The sequence below is a fragment of the Chromobacterium amazonense genome, from assembly GCF_001855565.1.
In the GTDB taxonomy this organism is placed as follows: domain Bacteria; phylum Pseudomonadota; class Gammaproteobacteria; order Burkholderiales; family Chromobacteriaceae; genus Chromobacterium; species Chromobacterium amazonense.
In genome coordinates, this window is the sequence record NZ_MKCR01000012.1 from 35,501 (window position 1) to 59,660 (window position 24,160).

Consider the following 24,160-nt stretch of genomic DNA (forward strand, 5'->3'; position numbering starts at 1 on the left):
ATTTGATTCTTATAGAATTCAGGAGATTTTCACATGGCAATCACCAAAGAAGACATCCTCGAGGCCGTTGCTGGTCTGACCGTGATGGAACTGAACGACCTGGTTAAGGCGTTCGAAGAGAAGTTCGGCGTTTCCGCCGCTGCCGTAGCCGTTGCCGGCCCGGCCGCTGGTGGCGCTGCTGCTGCTGAAGAGAAGACCGAGTTTGACGTTATCCTGTCCGCCGCTGGCGACAACAAGGTTGGCGTGATCAAGGTTGTCCGTGCAATCACCGGTCTGGGCCTGAAAGAAGCCAAGGACCTGGTTGACGGCGCTCCGAAGTCCGTGAAGGAAGGCGTTGCCAAGGCTGAAGCCGAAGACATCGTTAAGCAACTGACCGAAGCCGGTGCCAAGGCTGAAATCAAATAATCTTCTTTGAAAAAAGAAGGTGAGGCTGGCGGAGAAATCCGCCAGCCTTATTGCGCTTGTAGTTGGCGGAAACGAAGAAGGTAAAAGCCAGCAATATACTTGGCGTGGCTGCTGACTTTTGGTTTCTTGCGCCACCCACCTCGATGGAGACTCTATGAGTTATTCGTTTACTGAGAAGAAACGTATTCGTAAGAGCTTTGCGAAACGTGCCAGTGTTCTCGATGTCCCCTTCCTGTTGGCGACCCAGATTGATTCCTACACCGAATTTCTCCAGCTGGGTGCGTCGCTGGATGAGCGCAAGGATGTGGGTCTTCAGGCTGCGTTCAAGTCGATCTTTCCGATCGTCAGCCACAACGGCTATGCGCGTCTCGACTTTGCCCACTATATTCTGGGCGAGCCGCCGTTTGACGTACAGGAATGCCAACTGCGCGGCATCACGTTCGCCGCGCCTCTGCGCGCGCGCATCCGCCTGACGATTTTCGACAAGGAATCGTCCAAGCCGGTGGTGAAGGAAGTGCGTGAGAACGAGGTGTACATGGGCGAGATTCCGCTCATGACCGCCAATGGCTCCTTCATCATCAACGGCACCGAGCGCGTCATCGTCTCCCAGCTGCACCGCTCTCCGGGCGTGTTCTTCGAGCACGACCGCGGCAAGACGCACTCGTCCGGCAAGCTGCTGTTCTCCGCTCGCGTGATTCCTTACCGCGGCTCCTGGCTGGACTTCGAGTTCGACCCGAAGGATCTGCTGTACTTCCGTATCGACCGTCGCCGCAAGATGCCGGTGACCATCCTGCTGAAGGCGCTGGGCTACACCAACGAAGAGATCCTGTCCGAGTTCTACAGCTTCGACACCTTCTACCTGACCAAGACCGGCGTATTCATGCGCGTGGTTCCGGAGCGTCTGAAGGGCGAAGTGGCCAAGTTCGACATCGTGGCCGCCGACGGCAAGCTGATCGTCGCCAAGGATAAGCGCATCACCGCCAAGCACATCCGCGACATCCAGACCGCCGAGCTGGACCGCATCGAAGTGCCGGCCGACGCGCTGCTGGGCAAGGTGCTGGCCGTCAACGTGGTGAACCAGAACACCGGCGAAGTGATCGCCCGCGCCAACGATGAAGTGACCGAGGAAGTGCTGGCCAAGCTGGCGCTGGCCGAGGTGGATCAGGTCGAGGTGCTGTTCACCAACGATCTGGACCAGGGCGCGTACATCTCGCAAACCCTGCGCACCGACGACATCCAGGACCAGACCCAGGCGCGCGTCGCGATCTATCGCATGATGCGTCCGGGCGAACCGCCGACCGAAGACGCGGTGGAAGCGCTGTTCCAGCGCCTGTTCTTCAGCGACGAAACCTACGATCTGTCGCGCGTGGGCCGCATGAAGTTCAGCTCGCGCACCTACCAGTACAAGTTCGACGACAAGACGCCGGAGTGGTTCAAGACCCTGATCGGCGAGAAGTTCGCTTCGCGCCGCGATGTGACCGAAGGCACGCTGTCGACGGAAGACATCGTGTCCGTGATCGCCATCCTGACCGAGCTGCGCAACGGCCGCGGCGAAGTAGACGACATCGATCACCTGGGCAACCGTCGCGTGCGTTCCGTGGGCGAACTGGCCGAGAACCAGTTCCGCGCCGGTCTGGTGCGCGTCGAGCGCGCGGTGAAGGAACGCCTGAACCAGGCCGAGTCCGACAACCTGATGCCGCACGACCTGATCAACGCCAAGCCGGTGTCCGCCGCGATCAAGGAATTCTTTGGTTCCTCGCAGCTGTCCCAGTTCATGGACCAGACCAACCCGCTGTCGGAAATCACCCACAAGCGCCGCGTATCGGCCCTGGGTCCGGGCGGTCTGACCCGCGAACGCGCAGGCTTCGAAGTGCGCGACGTGCACCCGACCCACTACGGCCGCGTGTGCCCGATCGAAACGCCGGAAGGCCCGAACATCGGTCTGATCAACTCGCTGTCGGTCTACGCCCGCACCAACGAGTTCGGCTTCCTGGAAACCCCGTACCGCAAGGTCGTGGATGGCAAGGTCACCAACGAGATCGATTACCTGTCCGCGATCGAGGAAGGCCGCTACGTCATCGCTCAGGCCAACGCCGAGCTGGATGGCGAAGGCCGCCTGGTCGACGAGCTGGTGACCTGCCGCGAGAAGGGCGAAACCATTCTGGCGACGCCGGATCGCGTGCAGTACATGGACGTGGCCACCGGCCAGGTGGTATCCGTTGCTGCCTCGCTGATTCCGTTCCTGGAGCATGACGACGCGAACCGCGCCTTGATGGGCGCCAACATGCAACGTCAGGCCGTACCGTGCCTGCGTCCGGAAAAAGCGTATGTCGGCACCGGCATCGAGCGTTCCGTGGCGGTTGACTCCGGCACCACCGTGGTGGCGCGTCGCGGCGGCGTGGTGGACTACGTCGACGCCGGCCGCGTGGTGGTCCGCGTCAACGACGAGGAAGCGACCGCTGGCGAAGTGGGCGTGGACATCTACAACCTGACCAAGTTCACCCGTTCCAACCAGAACACCAACATCAACCAGCGTCCGATCGTGAAGGTGGGCGACCACATCGCGCGCGGCGACGTGGTGGCCGACGGCGCCTCCACCGACCTGGGCGAGCTGGCGCTGGGTCAGAACATGACCATCGCCTTCATGCCGTGGAACGGCTACAACTACGAAGACTCGATCCTGATCTCGGAAAAGCTGGTTGCAGAAGACCGCTACACCTCGATCCACATCGAAGAACTGTCCGTGGTTGCCCGCGACACCAAGCTGGGGCCGGAAGAAATCACCCGCGACATCCCGAACCTGTCCGAACGCATGGCAGGCCGTCTGGATGAGTCCGGCATCGTCTACATCGGCGCCGAAGTCGAAGCCGGCGACGTGCTGGTGGGCAAGGTCACGCCTAAGGGTGAAACCCAGCTGACGCCGGAAGAGAAGCTGCTGCGCGCCATCTTCGGCGAGAAGGCTTCCGACGTGAAGGACACGAGCTTGCGCGTGCCGACCGGCACCGTGGGCACGGTGATCGACGTGCAAGTGTTCACCCGCGAAGGCATCGAGCGCGACAAGCGCGCCCAGTCCATCATCGACGCGGAACTGAAGCGCTACCGTCTGGACCTGAACGACCAGCTGCGGATTTTCGACAACGACGCCTTCAGCCGTATCGAGCGTCTGATCGTGGGCAAGGTTGCCAACGGCGGTCCGAAGCGTCTGGCCAAGGGCACCGTGATCGACCAGGAATACCTGGCAAGCCTGCCGACCAAGCATGATTGGTTCGACATCCGCATGAGCGATGAAGACATCGCCAAGCAGCTGGAGCTGATCAAGGAAAGCCTGGCGCAGAAGCGCGAAGAATTCGACCTCAAGTTCGAAGACAAGAAGCGCAAGCTGACCCAGGGCGACGAGCTGCCGCCGGGCGTGCAGAAGATGGTCAAGGTCTACCTGGCCGTGAAGCGCCGCCTGCAGGCCGGCGACAAGATGGCTGGCCGCCACGGCAACAAGGGTGTGGTATCGCGCATCCTGCCGGTGGAAGACATGCCGTACATGGGCGACGGCCGTCCGGTCGACATCGTGCTGAACCCGCTGGGCGTACCGTCGCGTATGAACATCGGTCAGATTCTTGAAGTGCACCTGGGTTGGGCCGCCAAGGGCATCGGCGAGCGCATCGACCGCATGCTGAAGGAACAGCAGTCGGCTGCCGAAATCCGCGGCTACCTGGAGCGCATCTACAACGAAACCGGCAAGCCGGAGCAGATCGCCAGCCTGAGCGACGACGAAGTGCTGCAGCTGGCGCAGAACCTGCGCAAGGGCATGACCTTCGCCACGCCGGTATTCGACGGCGCCAAGGAAGCCGAGATCAAGCACATGCTGGATCTGGCTTACCCGGATGGCGACGAGCTGACCGAAAAGATGGAGTTCAACGAGTCCAAGACCCAGATGACCCTGTTCGACGGCCGCTCCGGCGAAGCCTTCGACCGCAAGGTCACCGTAGGCGTGATGCACTACCTGAAGCTGCACCACTTGGTCGACGACAAGATGCACGCCCGTTCCACCGGCCCGTACTCGCTGGTGACCCAGCAGCCGCTGGGCGGCAAGGCCCAGTTCGGCGGCCAGCGTTTCGGTGAGATGGAAGTGTGGGCGCTGGAAGCCTATGGCGCCGCCTACACCCTGCAGGAAATGCTGACGGTGAAGTCTGACGATGTGACCGGCCGTACCAAGGTCTACGAAAACATCGTCAAGGGCGAGCACAAGATCGATGCCGGCATGCCGGAATCCTTCAACGTGCTGGTGAAGGAAATCCGTTCGCTCGGCCTGGATATCGACCTGGAACGTTATTGATTGGGTCCATGGGCGCGGCAAGATTGACGCCGCGCCTGTCCCCTGACTGGAGACGCAATGAAAGCTCTGCTCGACCTCTTTAAGCAAGTCACGCAAGAAGAAGAGTTTGATGCGATTAAGATCGGCATCGCCTCGCCTGACAAGATCCGTTCCTGGTCTTATGGCGAAGTCAAAAAGCCGGAAACCATCAACTATCGTACCTTCAAGCCGGAACGCGACGGCCTGTTCTGCGCCCGCATCTTCGGACCGGTGAAGGACTACGAATGCTTGTGCGGCAAGTACAAGCGCCTGAAGCATCGCGGCGTCATCTGCGAGAAGTGCGGCGTGGAAGTCACGCTGTCCAAAGTGCGCCGCGAGCGCATGGGCCACATCGAGCTGGCCAGCCCGACCGCGCACATCTGGTTCCTGAAGTCGCTGCCGTCGCGTCTGGGCATGGTGCTGGACATGACGCTGCGCGACATCGAACGCGTGCTGTACTTCGAAGCGTTCGTCGTGACCGATCCGGGCATGACTCCGCTGCAGTACCGCCAGCTGTTGACCGAAGAGGACTTCCTGGACAAGGAAGACCAGTATGGTGAAGAGTTCGTCGCCATGATGGGCGCCGAGGCGGTGAAGGAACTGCTGAAGAAGCTGGACCTCGACAGCGAGATCGAGAACCTGCGCCGCGAGCTGGAAGCCACCAACTCCGACACCAAGATCAAGAAGATCGCCAAGCGCCTGAAAGTGCTGGAGGCCTTCCAACGTTCCGGCATGAAGCCGGAATGGATGATCCTGGAAGTGCTGCCGGTGCTGCCGCCGGAGCTGCGTCCGCTGGTGCCGCTGGACGGCGGCCGTTTCGCCACGTCCGACCTGAACGACCTGTACCGCCGCGTCATCAACCGTAACAACCGTCTGAAGCGCCTGCTGGAGCTGCGCGCACCGGACATCATCGTGCGCAACGAAAAGCGCATGCTGCAGGAATCGGTTGACTCCCTGCTGGACAACGGCCGTCGCGGCAAGGCCATGACCGGCGCCAACAAGCGTCCGCTGAAGTCGCTGGCCGACATGATCAAGGGCAAGGGCGGTCGTTTCCGTCAGAACTTGCTGGGTAAGCGCGTGGACTACTCCGGTCGTTCCGTGATTACCGTAGGTCCGACCCTGCGTCTGCATCAGTGCGGCCTGCCGAAGAAGATGGCGCTGGAGCTGTTCAAGCCCTTCATCTTCCACAAGCTGGAAGTGATGGGCCTGGCGTCCACCATCAAGGCGGCCAAGAAGCTGGTCGAACAGGAAGTGCCGGAAGTCTGGGACATCCTGGAAGACGTGATCCGCGAGCATCCGGTGCTGCTGAACCGCGCGCCGACGCTGCACCGCCTGGGTATCCAGGCGTTCGAGCCGGTACTGATCGAAGGCAAGGCCATCCAGCTGCACCCGCTGGTCTGCGCGGCGTTCAACGCCGACTTCGACGGCGACCAAATGGCCGTCCACGTCCCGCTGTCGCTGGAAGCGCAAATGGAAGCCCGCACCCTGATGCTGGCCACCAACAACGTGCTGTCCCCGGCCAACGGCGAGCCTATCATCGTGCCGTCGCAGGATATCGTGTTGGGTCTGTACTACATGACCCGCGACAAGGTGAATGGCAAGGGCGAAGGCATGGTGTTTGCGGACACCAAGGAAGTGCATCGCGCCTACGAAACCCGTCAGGTCGAGCTGGCCACCCGCATCACCGTCCGTCTGAAGGAATGGGAAAAGGACGAGCAGGGCGAATTCCAACCGGTGATCAAGCGTTACGACACCACCGTGGGCCGCGCCATTCTGTCCGACATCCTGCCTAAGGGCCTGCCGTTCGAGCACATCAACAAGGCGCTGAAGAAGAAAGAGATCTCAAAGCTGATCAACGCTTCGTTCCGTCGTTGCGGCATCCGCGACACGGTGATCTTCGCCGACCAGCTGATGTACACCGGTTTTGCCTACTCCACCCGCGGCGGCATCTCCATCTGCGTGGACGACATGCAGATCCCGGCCAAGAAAGTTGACCTGCTGGGTGAGGCCAACAAGGAAGTCAAGGAGATCGAGGAACAGTACCGTCAAGGTCTGGTGACCCAGGGCGAGCGCTACAACAAGGTAGTCGACATCTGGGGCCGCACCGGCGACAAGATCGCCAAGGCGATGATGGACGAGCTGTCCAAGCAGAAGGTGCTGGACCGCGACGGCAAGGAAGTCGATCAGGAATCCTTCAACTCCATTTACATGATGGCCGACTCGGGCGCGCGGGGTTCCGCAGCCCAGATCAAGCAGCTGGCCGGCATGCGGGGTCTGATGGCCAAGCCGGACGGTTCGATTATCGAAACGCCGATTACCGCGAACTTCCGCGAGGGTCTGACCGTACTCCAGTACTTCATCTCGACCCACGGCGCCCGTAAGGGTCTGGCGGATACGGCCTTGAAGACCGCTAACTCCGGTTACCTGACGCGTCGTCTGGTCGACGTAACCCAGGATCTGGTGGTGATCGAGGATGATTGCGGCACCACCAACGGCTTCACCATGAAGGCCGTGCTGCAGGGCGGCGACGTGATCGAAGCGCTGCGCGACCGTATCCTCGGCCGCGTGACCGCGGTTGACGTGGTGGACCCGTCCACCGGCGAAACCGTGATCGAAGCCGCTACGCTGCTGGACGAGCAGATGGTCGATCTGATCGACAGCCTGGGCATCGACGAAGTCAAGGTTCGCACCGCCATCACTTGCGACACGCGCTACGGCCTGTGCGCCAAGTGCTACGGCCGCGATCTGGCGCGCGGCAAGCAGGTCAACGCTGGCGAAGCCGTGGGCGTGATCGCTGCGCAGTCCATCGGCGAACCGGGCACCCAGCTGACCATGCGTACCTTCCACATCGGTGGCGCCGCGTCTCGAAACGCAGCCGCCAGCCAGGTGGAAGGCAAGTCCAACGGCACCGTGCGCTTCTCCAGCCAGATGCGCTACGTGGCGAATACCAAGGGCGAGCTCATCGTCATCACCCGCTCCGGCGAAGTGGTGATCCACGACGACATGGGCCGTGAGCGCGAGCGTCACAAGGTGCCGTACGGCGCGACCCTGATGGTGACCGACGGTCTGCAGATCAAGGCAGGCACCGTGCTGGCCACCTGGGATCCGCACACCCGTCCGATCATCACCGAGTACGCTGGCCGCGTGAAGTTCGAGAACGTCGAAGAAGGCGTGACCGTAGCCAAGCAGACCGACGAAGTGACCGGCCTGTCCACGCTGGTGGTCATCGACCCGAAACGCCGCGCCGGCTCCCAGTCCAAGATGCTGCGTCCGCTGGTGAAGCTGCTTGACGACAACGGCAACGAAGTGAAGCTGGCCGGTTCCGACGCCTCGGTATCGATCACCTTCCAGGTCGGCGCCATCATCACCGTGCGCGATGGTCAGGACGTGGGCAAGGGCGAAGTGCTGGCCCGCATCCCGCAGGAATCGTCCAAGACCCGCGACATTACCGGTGGTCTGCCGCGCGTGGCCGAGCTGTTCGAAGCCCGTTCGCCGAAAGATGCCGGCATGCTGGCGGAGGTGACTGGTACCGTTTCGTTCGGTAAGGACACCAAGGGCAAGCAGCGCCTGATCATTACCGATCTGGAAGGCAACGGTTACGAAAACCTGATTCCGAAGGACAAGCACGTGCTGGTCCACGACGGCCAGGTGGTGAACCGCGGCGAATCCATCGTCGACGGTCCGGTCGATCCGCACGACATCCTGCGTCTGCAGGGCATCGAGGCGCTGGCCCGCTACATCGTTCAGGAAGTGCAGGAGGTGTATCGTCTGCAGGGCGTGAAGATCAACGACAAGCACATCGAGGTGATCATTCGCCAGATGCTGCGTCGCGTGGTCATCTCCGACAGCGGCGACACCGAATTCATCCAGGGCGAGCAGGTGGAGCGCGCCGACGTGCTGGAAATGAACGACAAGATGATGGCGGAAGGCAAGGAGCCGGCGCAGTACGAAAACGTGCTGCTGGGCATCACCAAGGCTTCGCTGTCCACCGACTCGTTCATCTCCGCGGCTTCCTTCCAGGAAACCACGCGCGTGCTGACCGAAGCGGCCATCATGGGCAAGAAGGACGACCTGCGCGGTCTGAAGGAAAACGTGATCGTCGGCCGTCTGATCCCGGCCGGCACCGGTCTCGCCTACCACCGCACCCGTCGCCGTCAACACCTGGGCCTGGACGCTGGCGATTCACAGCTGTTCGATCCGGCTCCGGCCGCGCTGGAAAGCGACGACTAAGCTGGGCCTTGCGGCCAAGTGTTGAAAAAACGCTGCTCCATCAACGGTTAACGTTGCTGGAGCGGCGTTTTTTATTTGACGGTAAGCCGTTGACTAAAATATAATCCTCCGTCCTTTCTGGAGGCGTGTTGCTTCCGGGAAGCTTCAACTAGGAACTGATAGTAATGCCAACCATTAACCAACTCGTTCGCAAGGGCCGCGTCGCCATCACGGCGAAGAGCAAGGTGCCTGCGCTGGAAGCCTGCCCGCAGAAGCGTGGCGTGTGCACCCGTGTTTACACCACCACTCCGAAGAAGCCGAACTCGGCTCTGCGTAAAGTGTGCAAGGTTCGTCTGACCAACGGTTTCGAAGTCATTTCGTACATCGGCGGTGAAGGCCACAACCTGCAGGAACACTCCGTGGTGCTGATCCGCGGCGGTCGTGTCAAGGACTTGCCGGGTGTGCGTTACCACACCGTGCGCGGTTCCCTGGATACCGCTGGCGTGAAAGACCGTAAGCAAGCTCGCTCCAAGTACGGTGCCAAGCGTCCTAAGTAATTGGGACGTACTCAAGGCGGCCTGATCAACACTCAGGGTCGTCTAGTAAGTGACTGCTCCGTTGGGTAGTCATGAGCAAGTAGAGCTCAACTGAATAATTAAGGAATTAACATGCCACGTCGCAGAGAAGTCCCCAAGCGTGAAATTCTGCCGGATCCGAAGTTCGGTTCCCAGGATCTCTCCAAATTCATGAACGTCGTGATGATCGACGGCAAGAAGTCTGTTGCGGAACGCATCATTTACGGCGCGCTGGAACAGATCGAAAAGAAAACCGGCAAGAACGCTCTGGAAGTGTTCAACACCGCGCTGTCCAACGCCAAGCCGGTGGTGGAAGTGAAGAGCCGCCGCGTAGGTGGTGCAAACTATCAAGTTCCTGTTGAAGTCCGTCCGTCCCGTCGTATGGCCCTGGCCATGCGCTGGCTGCGTGACGCTGCGCGCAAGCGCGGCGAAAAGTCCATGGACCTGCGCCTGGCTGGTGAGCTGATCGACGCGGCTGAAGGCCGTGGCGGCGCGATGAAGAAGCGTGACGAAGTGCACCGCATGGCAGAGGCCAACAAGGCCTTCTCGCACTTCCGTTTCTAAGCTAGTTCACTTTTTAAGGTGTAAACCGTGGCACGGAAAACCCCCATCGAGCGCTACCGTAATATCGGTATCTCCGCTCACATTGACGCCGGTAAGACGACTACTACCGAGCGTATTCTGTTTTACACCGGCGTGAACCACAAGATCGGCGAGGTTCACGACGGCGCCGCTACCATGGACTGGATGGAGCAAGAGCAGGAGCGTGGCATCACCATCACCTCCGCCGCCACCACCACGTTCTGGAAGGGCATGGGGATGCAATTCCCCGAGCACCGTTTCAACATCATCGACACCCCGGGACACGTGGACTTCACCATTGAGGTGGAGCGTTCCATGCGCGTTCTGGACGGCGCCGTGATGGTGTACTGCGCTGTGGGCGGCGTGCAGCCGCAGTCTGAAACCGTATGGCGTCAGGCTAACAAGTACAAGGTTCCGCGCATTGCCTTCGTGAACAAGATGGACCGTCAAGGCGCCAACTTCTTCCGTGCCGTAGAACAGGTGAAAACCCGTCTGCGCGGCAATCCGGTGCCTATCGTTGTGCCGATCGGCGCTGAAGACGGTTTCAGTGGCGTGGTTGACCTGCTGAAGATGAAGGCCATCATTTGGGACGAAGCCTCTCAGGGCATGAAGTTCGAATATGGCGACATCCCGGCCGACCTGGTTGCCGTTGCCGAAGAATGGCGCGAGAAGATGGTCGAAGCCGCTGCCGAAGTCAGCGACGAGATGATGGACAAGTACTTGGGCGGCGAAGCGCTGACCGAGGAAGAAATCATCGCCGGCCTGCGCGAGCGGACCCTGAAGTGCGAAATCCAGCCGATGCTGTGCGGTTCCGCGTTCAAGAACAAGGGTGTTCAGCGCATGCTGGACGCCGTGATCGAGCTGCTGCCGTCGCCGGTTGAAGTTCCGGCGATCAAGGGCGAGACCAATGGCGTGGAAGCCGAGCGTCACGCTTCCGACGAAGAGCCGTTCTCGGCTCTGGCCTTCAAGCTGATGAACGACCCGTACGTGGGCCAGCTGACCTTCTTCCGCGTCTATTCCGGCGTGGTGAAGTCCGGCGACACCGTGCTGAACTCGGTCAAGGGCAAGAAAGAGCGCATCGGCCGTATCGTGCAGATGCACGCCAACGACCGTAAGGAAATCGACGAAGTGCGCGCCGGCGACATCGCCGCCGCCATCGGCCTGAAGGAAGTCACCACCGGTGAAACCCTGTGCGCCGTTGACGCCGAAATCATCCTGGAGCGCATGGAGTTCCCGGATCCGGTGATTCACGTTGCCGTTGAGCCGAAGACCAAGGCTGACCAGGAAAAGATGGGCGTGGCCCTGAACCGCTTGGCCAAGGAAGACCCGTCGTTCCGCGTGCGTACCGACGAAGAATCCGGCCAAACCATCATTTCCGGTATGGGCGAACTGCACCTGGAAATTCTGGTTGACCGCATGAAGCGCGAATTCGGCGTGGAAGCTAACGTCGGCGCTCCGCAAGTGGCCTACCGCGAAACCATCACCAAGACGGTTACCGATGTTGAAGGTAAGCACGTTAAGCAGTCTGGTGGTAAGGGTCAGTACGGTCATGCCGTGATCACGTTGGAGCCCTCCGGCGAAGGCAATGGCTACAAGTTCTTCGACGAGATCAAGGGTGGCGTGATTCCGCGCGAATTCATCCCGTCTGTGGACAAGGGTATCCAAAACACCCTGAACAACGGCATTCTGGCTGGCTTCCCGGTGGTGGACGTGACTGTGCGTCTGACCTTCGGTTCCTACCACGACGTCGACTCCTCGCAGATCGCGTTCGAACTGGCAGGCTCGCTGGCATTCAAGGAAGCCATGCGCCGCGCCGGTCCGTGCATCCTCGAGCCGATGATGGCTGTGGAAGTGGAGACGCCGGAAGAGTACATGGGCGACGTGATGGGCGACCTGAACCGTCGTCGCGGCATCGTTCAGGGTATGGACGATGATGGTCTGGGTGGCAAGAAGATCAAGGCCGAAGTACCGCTGGCCGAGATGTTCGGCTACTCCACCGACCTGCGTTCCATGTCTCAGGGTCGTGCGACGTACTCCATGGAGTTCAAGCACTACTCCGAGGCTCCGAAGCACGTTGCTGACGCCGTAATGGCTGCTAAGAAGTAATGCGCGCTGAGGCTGGCCGGCATTTCAATCTGTCCGGTCAGCCCCGATCTAATGTTCTTTAATTAAGGAATTTTGCAAAATGGCAAAAGAAAAGTTTGAGCGGACCAAACCGCACGTAAACGTCGGCACCATCGGTCACGTGGACCACGGTAAGACCACCCTGACCGCCGCTATCACCACCATTCTGTCCAAGAAGTTCGGTGGCGAAGCTAAGGACTACTCCCAGATCGATAGCGCGCCGGAAGAGAAGGCTCGTGGTATTACCATCAATACCGCGCACGTTGAATACGAAACCGAATCGCGCCACTACGCTCACGTAGACTGCCCGGGTCACGCCGACTACGTTAAGAACATGATTACCGGTGCTGCCCAGATGGACGGCGCTATCCTGGTTTGCTCGGCCGCTGATGGTCCGATGCCGCAAACCCGCGAACACATCCTGCTGTCCCGTCAGGTTGGCGTGCCGTACATCATCGTTTACCTGAACAAGGCTGACCTGGTTGACGACGCTGAGCTGCTGGAACTGGTGGAAATGGAAGTGCGCGATCTGCTGTCTTCCTACGACTTCCCGGGCGACGACACTCCGATCGTGATCGGTTCCGCGCGTCTGGCGCTGGAAGGCGACCAATCCGAAATGGGCGAACCGTCCATCTTCCGTCTGGCTGCTGCTCTGGACTCCTACATCCCGACTCCGGAACGCGCCATCGACAAGCCGTTCCTGCTGCCGATCGAAGACGTGTTCTCGATCTCCGGCCGCGGCACCGTGGTGACTGGTCGCGTTGAGCGCGGCATCGTCAAGGTTGGCGAAGAGCTGGAAATCGTGGGTCTGAAGGCTACCGCCAAGACCACCTGCACCGGCGTGGAAATGTTCCGCAAGCTGCTGGACCAAGGTCAAGCCGGCGACAACGTGGGCGTGCTGCTGCGCGGCACCAAGCGTGAAGACGTCGAGCGCGGCCAGGTTCTGGCCAAGCCGGGTTCCATCACCCCGCACACCGAGTTCCAAGCTTCCGTGTACGTGCTGTCCAAGGACGAAGGTGGCCGTCACACCCCGTTCTTCGCGAACTACCGTCCGCAGTTCTACTTCCGTACGACCGACGTGACCGGCGCGATCAAGCTGGCAGAAGGCGTGGAAATGGTAATGCCGGGCGACAACGTGGAAATCTCCGTTGAGCTGATCGCACCGATCGCCATGGAAGAAGGTCTGCGCTTCGCTATCCGCGAAGGCGGGCGTACCGTCGGCGCCGGCGTGGTTGCCAAGATCCTCAAGTAACGGAAGCGGAGATTTTTCATGTCTAGCCAAAAGATCCGCATCCGCCTGAAGGCGTTCGATTACAACCTGATCGATCGTTCCGCTCAGGAAATCGTTGAGACTGCTAAGCGCACCGGCGCCGTTGTTAAGGGCCCGGTTCCGCTGCCGACCAAGATCGAGCGTTTCAACGTTCTGCGCTCCCCGCACGTGAACAAGACTTCCCGCGACCAGCTGGAAATCCGCACTCACCTGCGTCTGATGGACATCGTAGACCCGACCGACAAGACTGTTGACGCTCTGATGAAGCTCGACCTGCCGGCCGGTGTGGATGTGGAAATCAAGCTGCAGTAATCGCTTAAGTTCAAGGGTTTGCAGGCTAAGTGCTTGCGACTCTTGAATTTTCTGTGATACATTAGCGGACTCGCCATTTTGGCGAGTCCGTTTTTGTTTTTTATGTCGTGTTTTTTATGCCGGTCAATCGCAATCGGCGCCTGAAAAAGGAAATAAACATGAGTTTAGGTCTTGTCGGTCGCAAAGTCGGCATGACCCGCATTTTTGCCGAAGATGGCGCAACCATCCCGGTAACTGTGCTGGACATGTCCGCTAACCGCGTCACGCAAATCAAAACTGCAGAAACTGACGGCTACAATGCCGTTCAGGTCACTTTTGGCTCCAAGAAGGCCAATCGTGTAAACAAGGCTGCAGCTGGCCACTTCGCCAAAGCCGGCGTTGAAGCAGGTGAGGTTCTGGTAGAGTTCGCTCTGTCCGCCGAAGCTGTCTCCAATCTGAAGCTGGGCGATGCTGTCGCTGTTGAAACCTTCTCCGTTGGTCAACTGGTTGATGTAACCGGTACCTCCAAGGGTAAGGGCTTCTCCGGTGTGATCAAGCGTCACAACTTCTCTTCCAACCGTGCTTCCCACGGTAACTCGCGTTCGCACAATACGCCGGGTTCCATTGGTCAAGCTCAGGATCCGGGTCGTGTATTCCCGGGCAAGCGCATGGCCGGTCAGTACGGTAACGTCAAGAGCACGGTTCAGTGCCTCGAGATCGTTCGTATCGACGCCGAGCGTCAGCTGATCCTGGTCAAGGGCGCAGTCCCGGGTGCCAAGAACGGCGACGTAGTCGTGCGTCCTAGCGTGAAAGCGGGTGCGTGATGGAATTGAATGTAATCAATACCCAAGGCAAGGCTGTTGGTAGCCTGCAAGTGTCCGACTCCCTGTTCGGCCGCGACTACAACGAAGCTCTGGTTCACCAAGTTGTTACCGCGTTCCTGGCGAACGCCCGTAGCGGCAACCGTGCCCAGCTGACTCGTGCCGAAGTGAAGCACTCGACCAAGAAGCCGTTCCGTCAGAAGGGCACTGGTAACGCTCGTGCAGGTATGACTTCCACCCCGAACCGTCGTGGTGGTGGCCGCGCCTTCCCGAACAAGCCGGACGAGAACTTCACCCAGAAGATCAACCGCAAGATGTTCCGTGCTGGCATGGCAGCTATCCTGTCGCAACTGGTGCGTGACGAGCGTCTGATCATCGTGGACGAGCTGAATGTAGCCAGCCCGAAGACCAAGGAATTCGTGGGTACTGTGCAGCCGATGGGTCTGGAGCAAGCTCTGTTCATCACTGGCGAGCTGAACGAAAACCTGTATCTGTCTTCCCGTAACCTGCCGAACGTGCTGGTTATCGAAGCTCAACAAGCTGACCCGTACAGCCTGCTGCGCTTCAAGAAGACCGTGATCACCCGCGACGCCGTGAAGCAACTGGAGGAGCAGTGGGCATGAACCAAGAACGTCTGTTGCAAGTAATCCTTGCTCCGATCGTTTCCGAAAAGAGCACCATGATTGCTGAGAAGAACCAGCAAATGGCGTTCCGTGTTGCTAAAGACGCAACCAAGCCGGAAATCAAGGCCGCTGTTGAAATGCTGTTCAACGTAAAAGTTGAAGGCGTTTCCACTGTGAACGTCAAGGGCAAGGTTAAGCGTTTCGGCCGTAGCATCGGTCGTCGCAGTGACTGGAAAAAGGCCTACGTTAGCCTGGTTGAAGGTCAAGAAATCGACCTGACCGCTACCCCGGCCGCGGCGGAGTAAGGAGATAGAGCATGCCTATCGTTAAGGTAAAACCGACTTCCGCGGGTCGCCGTGCTGTCGTCAAGGTGGTAAACCCTGACCTGCACAAGGGTGCTCCGCACGCTGCCCTGGTAGAGAAGAAAAACTCCACCGGTGGTCGCAATCACAATGGTCACATCACCACGCGTCATCGCGGTGGTGGCCACAAGAAGCACTACCGTCTGATCGACTTCCGTCGCAACAAGGATGGCATCCCGGCAAAAGTGGAACGCATCGAATACGATCCGAACCGCACTGCCCACATCGCTCTGTTGTGCTACGCCGATGGCGAACGCCGCTACATCATCGCCCCGCGTGGCGTGAAGGTGGGCGCGGTTCTGCTGTCCGGTTCCGAGGCTCCGATCAAGGCCGGTAACGCTCTGCCGATCCGCAACATCCCGGTGGGTACCACTATCCACTGCGTGGAAATGCAACCCGGCAAGGGCGCTCAGATGGTTCGCTCCGCTGGCGCTTCTGCAATGCTGCTGGCTCGTGAAGGCGTGTACGCTCAACTGCGTCTGCGCTCTGGCGAGATCCGCCTGGTGCACGTCGATTGCCGTGCGACCGTTGGCGAAGTGGGTAACGAAGAGCACTCCCTGCGCAAGCTGGGCAAGGCCGGTGCGACTCGTTGGCGCGGCATCCGTCCGACCGTTCGCGGTACGGCGATGAACCCGATCGATCACCCGCATGGTGGTGGTGAAGGCCGCACTGGCGAAGGCCGCGTGCCGGTGAGCCCGTGGGGCACTCCGACTAAGGGCTTCCGTACCCGTCGCAACAAGCGTACCGACAACATGATCGTACGCCGTCGCTATTCCAACAAAGGGTAATTGACAATGGCACGTTCGCAGAAAAAAGGCCCGTTCGTTGACCTGCATCTCCTGAAGAAGGTGGATGCGGTACGGGCAACCAGCGACAAGCGTCCGATCAAGACCTGGTCCCGTCGTTCGACCATCCTGCCGGACTTCATTGGTTTGACCATCGCTGTACACAACGGTCGCACTCACGTTCCCGTCTATGTTTCTGAAAACATGGTCGGCCACAAACTGGGTGAATTCTCGCTGACTCGCACCTTCAAAGGCCATGCTGCCGATAAGAAGGCGAAGAAGAAGTAAGGTGAAGCGATGAGAGTATCTGCAAATCTGAAAAGTGTTCGCCTGTCGGCACAAAAGTGTCGTCTGGTGGCCGATCTGGTCCGCGGCAAGCCCGTTGATCAGGCGCTGAATATCCTGGCCTTCTCCCCGAAGAAGGGCGCGGTAATCATCAAGAAAGTGCTGGAATCTGCAATCGCTAACGCCGAACACAACGAAGGCGCTGACATCGATACCCTGCGTGTCACCAGCATCTTTGTTGACAAGGGCGCTAGTCTGAAGCGTTTCACTGCCCGTGCTAAGGGTCGTGGCAATCGCATCGAAAAGCAGACCTGCCACATCTCGTTGACCGTTGGCAATTAAGGGGTAAGAAATGGGTCAGAAGATTCATCCGACGGGATTCCGTCTTGCCGTTAACAAAAACTGGTCTTCCAAGTGGTTCGCGTCTTCGCAGAACTTCCCGGAAATGCTGAAGCAGGATATCGAAGTTCGCGAATTCCTGAAGAAGCGTCTGGGTCACGCTTCGGTTGGCCGCGTAACCATCGAGCGTCCGGCCAAGTCCGCCCGCATCACCATTCACAGCGCCCGTCCGGGCGTGGTGATTGGCAAGAAGGGCGAAGACATTGAAGTTCTGAAGCAAGAACTGCAAAAGCGCCTGGGCGTGCCGGTTCACGTGAACATCGAAGAAGTTCGCAAGCCGGAACTGGACGCGCAAATCATCGCCGACGGCATCGCTTCCCAGCTGGAAAAGCGTGTTATGTTCCGTCGCGCCATGAAGCGCGCCATGCAAAACGCCATGCGTCTGGGTGCCGAAGGCATCAAGATCATGTCGTCCGGTCGTCTGAACGGTATCGACATCGCGCGTAGCGAATGGTACCGCGAAGGCCGCGTTCCGCTGCATACCCTGCGCGCTGACGTGGATTACGCTACCTCCGAAGCCAAGACTACCTACGGTATCATCGGCATCAAGGTATGGGTATACAAAGGCGAGCTGAAGCCGGGCCAAGTTGTGGCCGCGCCGGCAGCTCCCGAGAAGAAAATGAGAAAGGGTGCCCGCAATGCTGCAGCCAACTAGACTCAAGTACCGCAAACAGCACAAAGGCCGTAACACCGGTATCGCCACTCGTGGCAATAAGGTGAGCTTTGGTGATTTCGGTCTGAAGGCTGTTGGTCGTGGTCGTCTGACCGCGCGTCAGATCGAAGCTGCGCGTCGTGCGATGACTCGTCACATCAAGCGTGGCGGCCGCATCTGGATCCGTATCTTCCCGGACAAACCGATCACCTCCAAGCCGGCCGAAGTCCGTATGGGCGGGGGCAAGGGCTCTCCGGAGTACTACGTGGCTGAGATTCAGCCTGGCAAGATGCTGTACGAAATGGATGGCGTATCCGAGGAACTCGCTCGCGAAGCTTTCCGTCTGGCCGCAGCTAAGTTGCCGATCGCCACTGTGTTCGTAACCAAACAGGTAGGTCAGTAATGAAAGCGTCCGAACTGAAAGCCAAAACTGTTGAAGAGCTGAAGGCGGAACTGCTGAGCCTGCTGAAGGCCCAGTTTGCGCTGCGCATGCAGCACGCTACTCAGCAACTCGCCAAGACCTCTGAACTGAAGAAAGTGCGTCGCGACATCGCTCGTGTTCGTACCGTTCTGAAAGAAAAGGCAGTTTAAGATGAGCGAAACCAAAGTGGTACGTACGCTGACCGGCGTTGTGGTCAGCGACAAGATGGATAAGACCGTGACCGTACTGGTCGAGCGCAAAGTCAAGCACCCGATCTACGGCAAGATCATCCGTCGCTCCAAGAAGTTCCACGCACACGACGAAAACAACGAGTTCAAGGCAGGCGACATCGTAGTAATCAGCGAGTCCCGCCCGCTCTCGAAGACCAAATCGTGGGTGGTAACTGGCCTGGTTGAGAAATCTCGCCAGGTATAAAGCTTGCAGAGGGCTTCGGTCCTCTGTATAATGGCCATCTCCTGCACCCTTCGTGCAGGAGTTCCGCCCTTACGGGGTCCAAAACTGGCCGTTTGATACGCCACAGAATGATCTGTGGCGTTTCCGCTGTTCGAGCCTGGCATCGCGCCCAGGCTAACGGCAGTGGAAAGTGACGGATAAAGTTGGATTAGAAAGGTAATCTCAAATGATCCAAATGCAGACCATGCTTGAGGTCGCTGACAACACTGGTGCGCGTCACGTTATGTGCATCAAGGTGCTGGGTGGCTCCAAGCGTCGCTATGCTAGCGTAGGTGACATCATCAAGGTGAGCATCAAGGATGCCGCTCCGCGTGGTCGCGTCAAAAAAGGCGACGTATACAACGCGGTCGTGGTACGCACTGCCAAAGGCGTGCGCCGTCCGGATGGCTCTTTGATCAAGTTTGACAGCAATGCTGCCGTACTGCTCAACAACAAGCTTGAGCCGATCGGCACACGTATCTTCGGGCCCGTTACGCGTGAACTGCGTACCGAACGCTTCATGAAGATCGTATCGCTGGCTCCTGAAGTGCTGTAAGGAGGTCACATGCGCAAAATTCGTAAAGGTGATGAAGTCGTAGTAATCACCGGTAAAGACAAAGGCAAGCGCGGTACCGTCCTGCGTGTTCTGGAAACCAAGCTGGTAGTTGAAGGCGTGAATGTCGCCAAGAAACACCAGAAGCCGAACCCGGTACGTGGCGTAGCTGGCGGCATCGTCGAGAAGACCATGCCCATCGATGCTTCCAACGTCGCGATTTTCAATCCGGCAAGCCAAAAGGCTGACCGCGTAGGCTTCAAGGTTCTTGAAGACGGCCGCAAGGTGCGCGTGTTCAAGTCCAGCGGCGAAGTTATCGGCGCCTAAGGAGCTAACATGGCACGTCTCTACGATTTCTACAAAGACAGCGTAGTGCCAGAACTGATGAAACAGTTCGGCTACAAGTCGATCATGCAAGTTCCGCGTATCGAGAAGATCACCGTGAACATGGGCGTGGGCGAAGCCGTTGCCGATAAGAAGGTAATGGAATTCGCCGTGGGCGACCTGGAAAAGATCGCCGGCCAGAAGCCGGTTGTCACCACCGCTCGCAAGTCCATCGCAGGCTTCAAGATTCGCGACAACTACCCGGTAGGTTGCAAGGTGACTCTGCGTCGCGAACGCATGTACGAGTTCCTGGACCGCCTGGTAACCATCGCTTTGCCGCGCGTTCGCGACTTCCGTGGTGTATCTGCCAAGTCCTTTGATGGCCGTGGCAACTACAACATGGGCGTTAAAGAACAGATCATCTTCCCGGAAATCGAGTACGACAAGATCGATGCTCTGCGTGGTATGAACATCACTATCACCACCACGGCGAAGACTGACGAAGAGGCCCGCGCTCTGCTGGCCGCGTTCAAGTTCCCGTTCAAGGGTTAAGCACATGGCACGACTTGCACTGATTAACCGTGAAGAAAAGCGCGTCAAGCTGGCCAATAAGTTTGCTGCCAAGCGTGAAGCCCTGATCGCCACCATCAACAACCAGAACCTCTCGGAAGAAGAGCGTTTCGCCGCCCGCCTGCAACTGCAGCAACTGCCGCGCAACGCTTCTCCGGTTCGCCAGCGTCGCCGCTGCGCCGTGACCGGTCGTCCGCGTGGTGTGTTCCGTAAATTCGGCCTGGGTCGCAACAAACTGCGTGAGATCGCCATGAAGGGCGAGATTCCGGGTGTTGTGAAGGCCAGCTGGTAATAGGAGACACATAGAATGAGCATGCACGATCCTATTTCCGATATGTTGACCCGCATCCGCAACGGCCAAACCGCTTCCAAGGTCAAGGTTTCCATGCCTTGCTCGAAGCTGAAGGTTGCGCTGGCGCAGGTGCTGAAGGAAGAAGGCTACATCGAAGACTTCGCCGTTGCCGGCGAAGAGAAGAAGCCTGTTCTTGATATCCAGCTCAAGTACTACGCTGGCCGTCCGGTGATCGAGCGCATCGAGCGCGTATCCCGTCCTGGCCTGCGCGTGTACAAGGGCTCCACCGAAATCCCGAAGGTCATGAATGGTCTGGGCGTGGCGATTCTGTCCACCTCCAAGGGCGTGATGACCGATCGCAAGGCACGCGCAGCCGGTATCGGCGGCGAACTGCTCTGCGTCGTGGCGTAAGGGGGTCAAATGTCTCGCGTAGCTAAGAATCCGGTAGCCATTCCGGCCGGCGTCGAAGTGAAGTTCGGCGCTGCAGAAGTGACTGTAAAGGGCGCCCTGGGCACCCTGAGCACCGCTCTGTGCAACGACGTGGAAGTGAAGCTGGACAACAACCAGCTGACTTTCGCTGCCAAGAACGACAGCAAGTTCGCACGTGCCATGTCCGGCACCCTGCGTGCCCTGCTGAACAACATGGTGAACGGCGTATCCAAGGGCTTCGAGAAGAAGCTGCAGCTGGTCGGCGTGGGCTATCGCGCCCAAGCTCAAGGCGATACCCTGAACCTGTCTCTGGGTTTCTCGCACCCGGTGGCTCACAAGATGCCCGAAGGCATCAAGGTTGAGACTCCGACTCAGACCGAGATTCTGGTCAAGGGCGCTAACAAGCAGCTCGTTGGTCAGGTCGCAGCCGAGATTCGCGCTTACCGTTCGCCAGAGCCCTACAAGGGCAAGGGCGTTCGTTATGCCGACGAGGTTGTGGTTCTGAAAGAAACCAAGAAGAAGTAACTGAGGCACTGACATGGACAAGAAACAAGCTCGACTCCGCCGCGCACGTAAAACCCGTGCACGGATTGCGGAGCTCAAGATGGTGCGCCTCTCTGTGCATCGCACCAATAGCCACATTTACGCCCAGATCATTGACGAGACCGGCAGCAAGGTACTGGCCAGCGCATCTTCGCTGGAAGCAGAAGTCCGCGCCGAACTCGCCAATGGCGGCAACGTGGCAGCTGCGGCCGTGATCGGCAAGCGCATTGCCGAAAAGGCAAAAGCCGCTGGCATCGTGAACGTGGCCTTCGACCGCTCCGGTTTCAAATACCACGGTCGCATGAAGGCCCTGGCTGACGCCGCTCGCGAACACGGCCTCGTATTCTAATTCGGAGTGAAGAATGGCTAAGCACGAAATGGAAGATCGCGGCGACGGTCTGGTCGAGAAAATGATCAGCGTCAACCGCGTCACCAAAGTGGTTAAGGGCGGCCGTATCATGGCTTTCTCCGCCCTGACCGTGGTTGGTGATGGCGACGGCGGTATCGGCATGGGTAAGGGCCGTTCCAAGGAAGTTCCGGTTGCCGTACAAAAGGCAATGGAACAAGCCCGCCACAACATGGTTAAGATCCCGCTGAAGAACGGCACGCTGCAACACACCGTTATCGGCAAGCACGGTGCCACCACCGTCTTCATCCAGCCGGCCAAAGAAGGTACCGGCGTGAAGGCTGGTGGCCCGATGCGCGCGATCTTTGATGCAATGGGTGTTCACAATGTTTCGGCCAAGATTCATGGTTCCACCAACCCGTACAACGTGGTGCGTGCAACCCTGAATGGCCTGAGCAACATCAACACCCCGGCGCAAATCGCTGCCAAGCGTGGCCTGAGCGTCGAGGACATCCTGGGGGTGGGTCATGAGTAACGCCAAGACTGTCAAGGTCACTCTGGTAAAGAGCCTGATCGGTCGCCTGGAGTCTCACAAGGCCTGCGCCCGTGGTCTGGGTCTACGCAAGATCCGCCAGACCGTTGAAGTGCTCGATACCCCTGAAAACCGTGGCATGATCAACAAGATCAGCTACCTGCTCAAATTCGAGGGCTAAGAGATGCTGCTGAACACCGTACAACCGGGCGTCGGCGCCAAGCATGCCAAGCGCCGTGTCGGCCGTGGCATTGGCAGCGGCCTGGGCAAGACTTGCGGCCGCGGCCACAAGGGTCAGAAGAGCCGTGCCGGTGGTTTCCACAAGGTAGGCTTCGAAGGCGGTCAAATGCCGCTGCAACGTCGCTTGCCGAAGCGTGGCTTCAAGTCGCTGACCGCTCGCAAGGTTGCTGAGGTTCGCCTGTCCGAACTGAACCTGCTGCCGGTCAACGAAATCGATCTGCTGTCTCTCAAGCAAGCTGGTCTGGTATCCGCTCAAGCCCTGGTGGCCAAAGTGGTTCTGTCCGGCAAGATTGAGCGCGCGGTGAAACTGCGTGGTATCGGCGCTACCGCCGGTGCCCGCGCTGCCATCGAAGCTGCCGGCGGCAGTATTGAATAAGGCATTTATCTGTGGCGAATACTTCTCTAGTGGCAAATGCCAATAAGTTTGGTGATCTGAAACGTCGCATCTGGTTCCTGATTGGCGCGCTGATCGTTTTCCGTATCGGTGCCCACATTCCGGTTCCGGGCGTCAATCCTGCCGAGCTAGCGAAGTTGTTCCACACATCGCAGACGGGCCTGCTCGACATGTTCAACATGTTCTCGGGCGGCGCCCTCTCGAGGTTTACCGTGTTTGCCCTGGGCATCACGCCGTATATCTCGGCTTCCATCATTCTGCAGTTGGCGGCGGAAGTGATTCCGACGCTGAAACAGCTGAAGAAGGAAGGCGATGCGGGACGTCGCAAGATAACCCAGTACACGCGTTATGCCACTGTGGCGCTGGCGACTTTCCAAAGTTTCGGCATCGCGGTGATGTTGTACAAGCAGCCAAACCTGGTGATGACTGCTCAGTGGGAGTTTTATCTGACATCCGTAGTGTGTCTGGTTACCGGTACCATGTTCTTGATGTGGTTGGGTGAACAGATCACCGAGCGGGGTATCGGCAACGGTATCTCGTTGATCATCTGCGCGGGTATCGCTTCAGGTGTTCCGGCTGCCATTGGTAAAACCCTGACTCTGACCAGTCAGGGCTCTTTGCCCATTCCGTTTGCCATCTTGCTGTTTGTCGCAGTGATCCTGGTGACTTTCGTGGTGGTCTACGCCGAGCGTGGCCAGCGCAAAGTTCTGGTGAACTATGCCAAGCGTCAGGTGGGCAACCGCGTCATGCAGGGCCAGAGCACGCATTTGCCGCTCAAGCTCAACATGGCGGGGGTGATTCCTCCGATCTTCGCCTCCAGCATCATCCTGTTCCCGGCCACCGTTATCGGCTGGTTTGGCCAGGGCGAGCACATGTCTTGGTTGAAGGGCGTGGCTGACAAGCTGCATCCGGGTCAGCCGATTTATGTGCTGCTGTACGCGGCGGCGATCATCTTCTTCTGCTATTTCTACACGGCGCTGGTTTTCAGCCCGAAGGAAACGGCTGACAACCTGAAGAAGAGCGGGGCGTTCATCCCGGGCATCCGTCCAGGTGAGCAGACTTCTCGTTACATCGAGAAGATCATCCTGCGGCTGACACTGATCGGTGCGATCTACATCACGCTGGTCTGCCTGATGCCGGAATTCCTGATCCTGAAGTGGAACGTACCGTTCTACTTCGGCGGTACATCGCTGCTGATCATGGTGGTGGTGACCATGGACTTCATGGCGCAGGTGCAGTCCTACGTGTTGTCGCATCAATACGAGAGCTTGCTGAAGAAGGCTAACTTCAAAGGCAATGCCCTTACCCGCTGACACACGAGTTCACACTGGG

At 58.9% G+C, this 24,160-nt stretch carries 29 protein-coding genes; all 29 read left to right on the forward strand.

Translation table 11 applies throughout. The annotated features are described in order from the left end of the window. Positions 1 to 33 precede the first annotated feature (33 nt). The 29 genes from rplL (at position 34) to secY (ending at position 24,141) form a co-directional block, all read left to right on the forward strand. Positions 34 to 405, forward strand: a complete 372-nt coding sequence (gene rplL / locus BI343_RS07535) for a 50S ribosomal protein L7/L12 (protein WP_043629984.1) — start codon at positions 34 to 36, stop codon at positions 403 to 405. A 154-nt stretch (positions 406 to 559) separates the two neighbouring features. Further along, complete coding sequence (gene rpoB, locus BI343_RS07540; protein ID WP_071109260.1) at positions 560 to 4,735, forward strand: DNA-directed RNA polymerase subunit beta; 4,176 nt, start codon at positions 560 to 562, stop codon at positions 4,733 to 4,735. A 57-nt stretch (positions 4,736 to 4,792) separates the two neighbouring features. Further along, complete coding sequence (gene rpoC / locus BI343_RS07545; RefSeq protein WP_071109261.1) at positions 4,793 to 8,983, forward strand: DNA-directed RNA polymerase subunit beta'; 4,191 nt, start codon at positions 4,793 to 4,795, stop codon at positions 8,981 to 8,983. Between the two features lie 164 nt (positions 8,984 to 9,147). Next, positions 9,148 to 9,519, forward strand: a complete 372-nt coding sequence (rpsL, locus tag BI343_RS07550) for a 30S ribosomal protein S12 (protein WP_011137738.1) — start codon at positions 9,148 to 9,150, stop codon at positions 9,517 to 9,519. A 111-nt stretch (positions 9,520 to 9,630) separates the two neighbouring features. Beyond that, positions 9,631 to 10,101: a 30S ribosomal protein S7 gene (rpsG, locus tag BI343_RS07555; RefSeq protein ID WP_043629991.1), complete on the forward strand. Its 471-nt coding sequence runs from the start codon at positions 9,631 to 9,633 to the stop codon at positions 10,099 to 10,101. A gap of 27 nt (positions 10,102 to 10,128) precedes the next feature. Further along, entirely contained in the window at positions 10,129 to 12,225 is a 2,097-nt protein-coding gene (gene fusA / locus BI343_RS07560) for an elongation factor G (protein WP_071109262.1), read from the forward strand. 79 nt (positions 12,226 to 12,304) lie between these two features. Then, positions 12,305 to 13,495 carry an elongation factor Tu gene (gene tuf, locus BI343_RS07565; protein ID WP_071109258.1) on the forward strand — a complete coding sequence of 397 codons (1,191 nt, stop codon included), beginning with the start codon at positions 12,305 to 12,307 and terminating at the stop codon, positions 13,493 to 13,495. A gap of 18 nt (positions 13,496 to 13,513) precedes the next feature. Then, positions 13,514 to 13,825, forward strand: a complete 312-nt coding sequence (gene rpsJ, locus BI343_RS07570) for a 30S ribosomal protein S10 (RefSeq protein WP_011137734.1) — start codon at positions 13,514 to 13,516, stop codon at positions 13,823 to 13,825. Positions 13,826 to 13,983: 158 nt separating this feature from the next. Continuing rightward, entirely contained in the window at positions 13,984 to 14,628 is a 645-nt protein-coding gene (gene rplC, locus BI343_RS07575) for a 50S ribosomal protein L3 (protein WP_043627140.1), read from the forward strand. Beyond that, positions 14,628 to 15,248 carry a 50S ribosomal protein L4 gene (gene rplD, locus BI343_RS07580; protein WP_071109263.1) on the forward strand — a complete coding sequence of 207 codons (621 nt, stop codon included), beginning with the start codon at positions 14,628 to 14,630 and terminating at the stop codon, positions 15,246 to 15,248. The genes rplC and rplD overlap by 1 nt, the downstream gene beginning before the upstream one ends. Next, positions 15,245 to 15,553 (forward strand): 50S ribosomal protein L23, encoded by a 309-nt coding sequence (gene rplW / locus BI343_RS07585; protein ID WP_019100830.1) that lies wholly within the window; start codon positions 15,245 to 15,247, stop codon positions 15,551 to 15,553. The genes rplD and rplW overlap by 4 nt, the downstream gene beginning before the upstream one ends. 11 nt (positions 15,554 to 15,564) lie before the next feature. Then, a complete protein-coding gene (gene rplB, locus BI343_RS07590) occupies positions 15,565 to 16,398 on the forward strand; it encodes a 50S ribosomal protein L2 (RefSeq protein WP_043627136.1) in 834 nt (277 codons plus the stop codon). Positions 16,399 to 16,404: 6 nt separating this feature from the next. Next, positions 16,405 to 16,683, forward strand: coding sequence for a 30S ribosomal protein S19 (gene rpsS, locus BI343_RS07595; protein ID WP_011137729.1), 279 nt, complete (start codon positions 16,405 to 16,407; stop codon positions 16,681 to 16,683). A 9-nt stretch (positions 16,684 to 16,692) separates the two neighbouring features. Next, positions 16,693 to 17,022: a 50S ribosomal protein L22 gene (rplV, locus tag BI343_RS07600; RefSeq protein ID WP_043627133.1), complete on the forward strand. Its 330-nt coding sequence runs from the start codon at positions 16,693 to 16,695 to the stop codon at positions 17,020 to 17,022. A gap of 10 nt (positions 17,023 to 17,032) precedes the next feature. After that, the gene (gene rpsC / locus BI343_RS07605) at positions 17,033 to 17,734 is read left to right on the forward strand and encodes a 30S ribosomal protein S3 (RefSeq protein ID WP_043579382.1); all 702 of its coding nucleotides are present in this window, start codon (positions 17,033 to 17,035) and stop codon (positions 17,732 to 17,734) included. After that, on the forward strand, positions 17,718 to 18,134 hold the full coding sequence (gene rplP, locus BI343_RS07610) for a 50S ribosomal protein L16 (protein ID WP_043627131.1): 417 nt from the start codon (positions 17,718 to 17,720) through the stop codon (positions 18,132 to 18,134). The genes rpsC and rplP overlap by 17 nt, the downstream gene beginning before the upstream one ends. After that, positions 18,134 to 18,322, forward strand: a complete 189-nt coding sequence (rpmC, locus tag BI343_RS07615) for a 50S ribosomal protein L29 (protein WP_043627129.1) — start codon at positions 18,134 to 18,136, stop codon at positions 18,320 to 18,322. Before rplP ends, rpmC begins: the two co-directional genes overlap by 1 nt. Position 18,323: 1 nt before the next feature. Beyond that, the gene (rpsQ, locus tag BI343_RS07620) at positions 18,324 to 18,587 is read left to right on the forward strand and encodes a 30S ribosomal protein S17 (protein WP_043627127.1); all 264 of its coding nucleotides are present in this window, start codon (positions 18,324 to 18,326) and stop codon (positions 18,585 to 18,587) included. 205 nt (positions 18,588 to 18,792) lie between these two features. Beyond that, positions 18,793 to 19,161: a 50S ribosomal protein L14 gene (rplN, locus tag BI343_RS07625; protein ID WP_043579386.1), complete on the forward strand. Its 369-nt coding sequence runs from the start codon at positions 18,793 to 18,795 to the stop codon at positions 19,159 to 19,161. A gap of 9 nt (positions 19,162 to 19,170) precedes the next feature. After that, positions 19,171 to 19,485, forward strand: a complete 315-nt coding sequence (gene rplX, locus BI343_RS07630; RefSeq protein ID WP_011137722.1) for a 50S ribosomal protein L24 — start codon at positions 19,171 to 19,173, stop codon at positions 19,483 to 19,485. A gap of 9 nt (positions 19,486 to 19,494) precedes the next feature. Then, entirely contained in the window at positions 19,495 to 20,034 is a 540-nt protein-coding gene (rplE, locus tag BI343_RS07635) for a 50S ribosomal protein L5 (RefSeq protein WP_043627125.1), read from the forward strand. 4 nt (positions 20,035 to 20,038) lie between these two features. Then, positions 20,039 to 20,344, forward strand: a complete 306-nt coding sequence (rpsN, locus tag BI343_RS07640; protein WP_043627122.1) for a 30S ribosomal protein S14 — start codon at positions 20,039 to 20,041, stop codon at positions 20,342 to 20,344. 15 nt (positions 20,345 to 20,359) lie between these two features. Continuing rightward, positions 20,360 to 20,755: a 30S ribosomal protein S8 gene (rpsH, locus tag BI343_RS07645; protein WP_043627120.1), complete on the forward strand. Its 396-nt coding sequence runs from the start codon at positions 20,360 to 20,362 to the stop codon at positions 20,753 to 20,755. A gap of 9 nt (positions 20,756 to 20,764) precedes the next feature. After that, the gene (rplF, locus tag BI343_RS07650; protein WP_043627117.1) at positions 20,765 to 21,298 is read left to right on the forward strand and encodes a 50S ribosomal protein L6; all 534 of its coding nucleotides are present in this window, start codon (positions 20,765 to 20,767) and stop codon (positions 21,296 to 21,298) included. A 13-nt stretch (positions 21,299 to 21,311) separates the two neighbouring features. Continuing rightward, positions 21,312 to 21,665, forward strand: a complete 354-nt coding sequence (gene rplR / locus BI343_RS07655; RefSeq protein ID WP_043627115.1) for a 50S ribosomal protein L18 — start codon at positions 21,312 to 21,314, stop codon at positions 21,663 to 21,665. Between the two features lie 13 nt (positions 21,666 to 21,678). Beyond that, a complete protein-coding gene (gene rpsE, locus BI343_RS07660; protein ID WP_071109264.1) occupies positions 21,679 to 22,197 on the forward strand; it encodes a 30S ribosomal protein S5 in 519 nt (172 codons plus the stop codon). Next, positions 22,190 to 22,375, forward strand: a complete 186-nt coding sequence (gene rpmD, locus BI343_RS07665; protein WP_043627110.1) for a 50S ribosomal protein L30 — start codon at positions 22,190 to 22,192, stop codon at positions 22,373 to 22,375. The genes rpsE and rpmD overlap by 8 nt, the downstream gene beginning before the upstream one ends. Positions 22,376 to 22,378: 3 nt before the next feature. Next, positions 22,379 to 22,810, forward strand: a complete 432-nt coding sequence (gene rplO / locus BI343_RS07670) for a 50S ribosomal protein L15 (RefSeq protein ID WP_043627107.1) — start codon at positions 22,379 to 22,381, stop codon at positions 22,808 to 22,810. A gap of 11 nt (positions 22,811 to 22,821) precedes the next feature. After that, a complete protein-coding gene (gene secY, locus BI343_RS07675; protein WP_043627105.1) occupies positions 22,822 to 24,141 on the forward strand; it encodes a preprotein translocase subunit SecY in 1,320 nt (439 codons plus the stop codon). Positions 24,142 to 24,160: the final 19 nt, after the last annotated feature.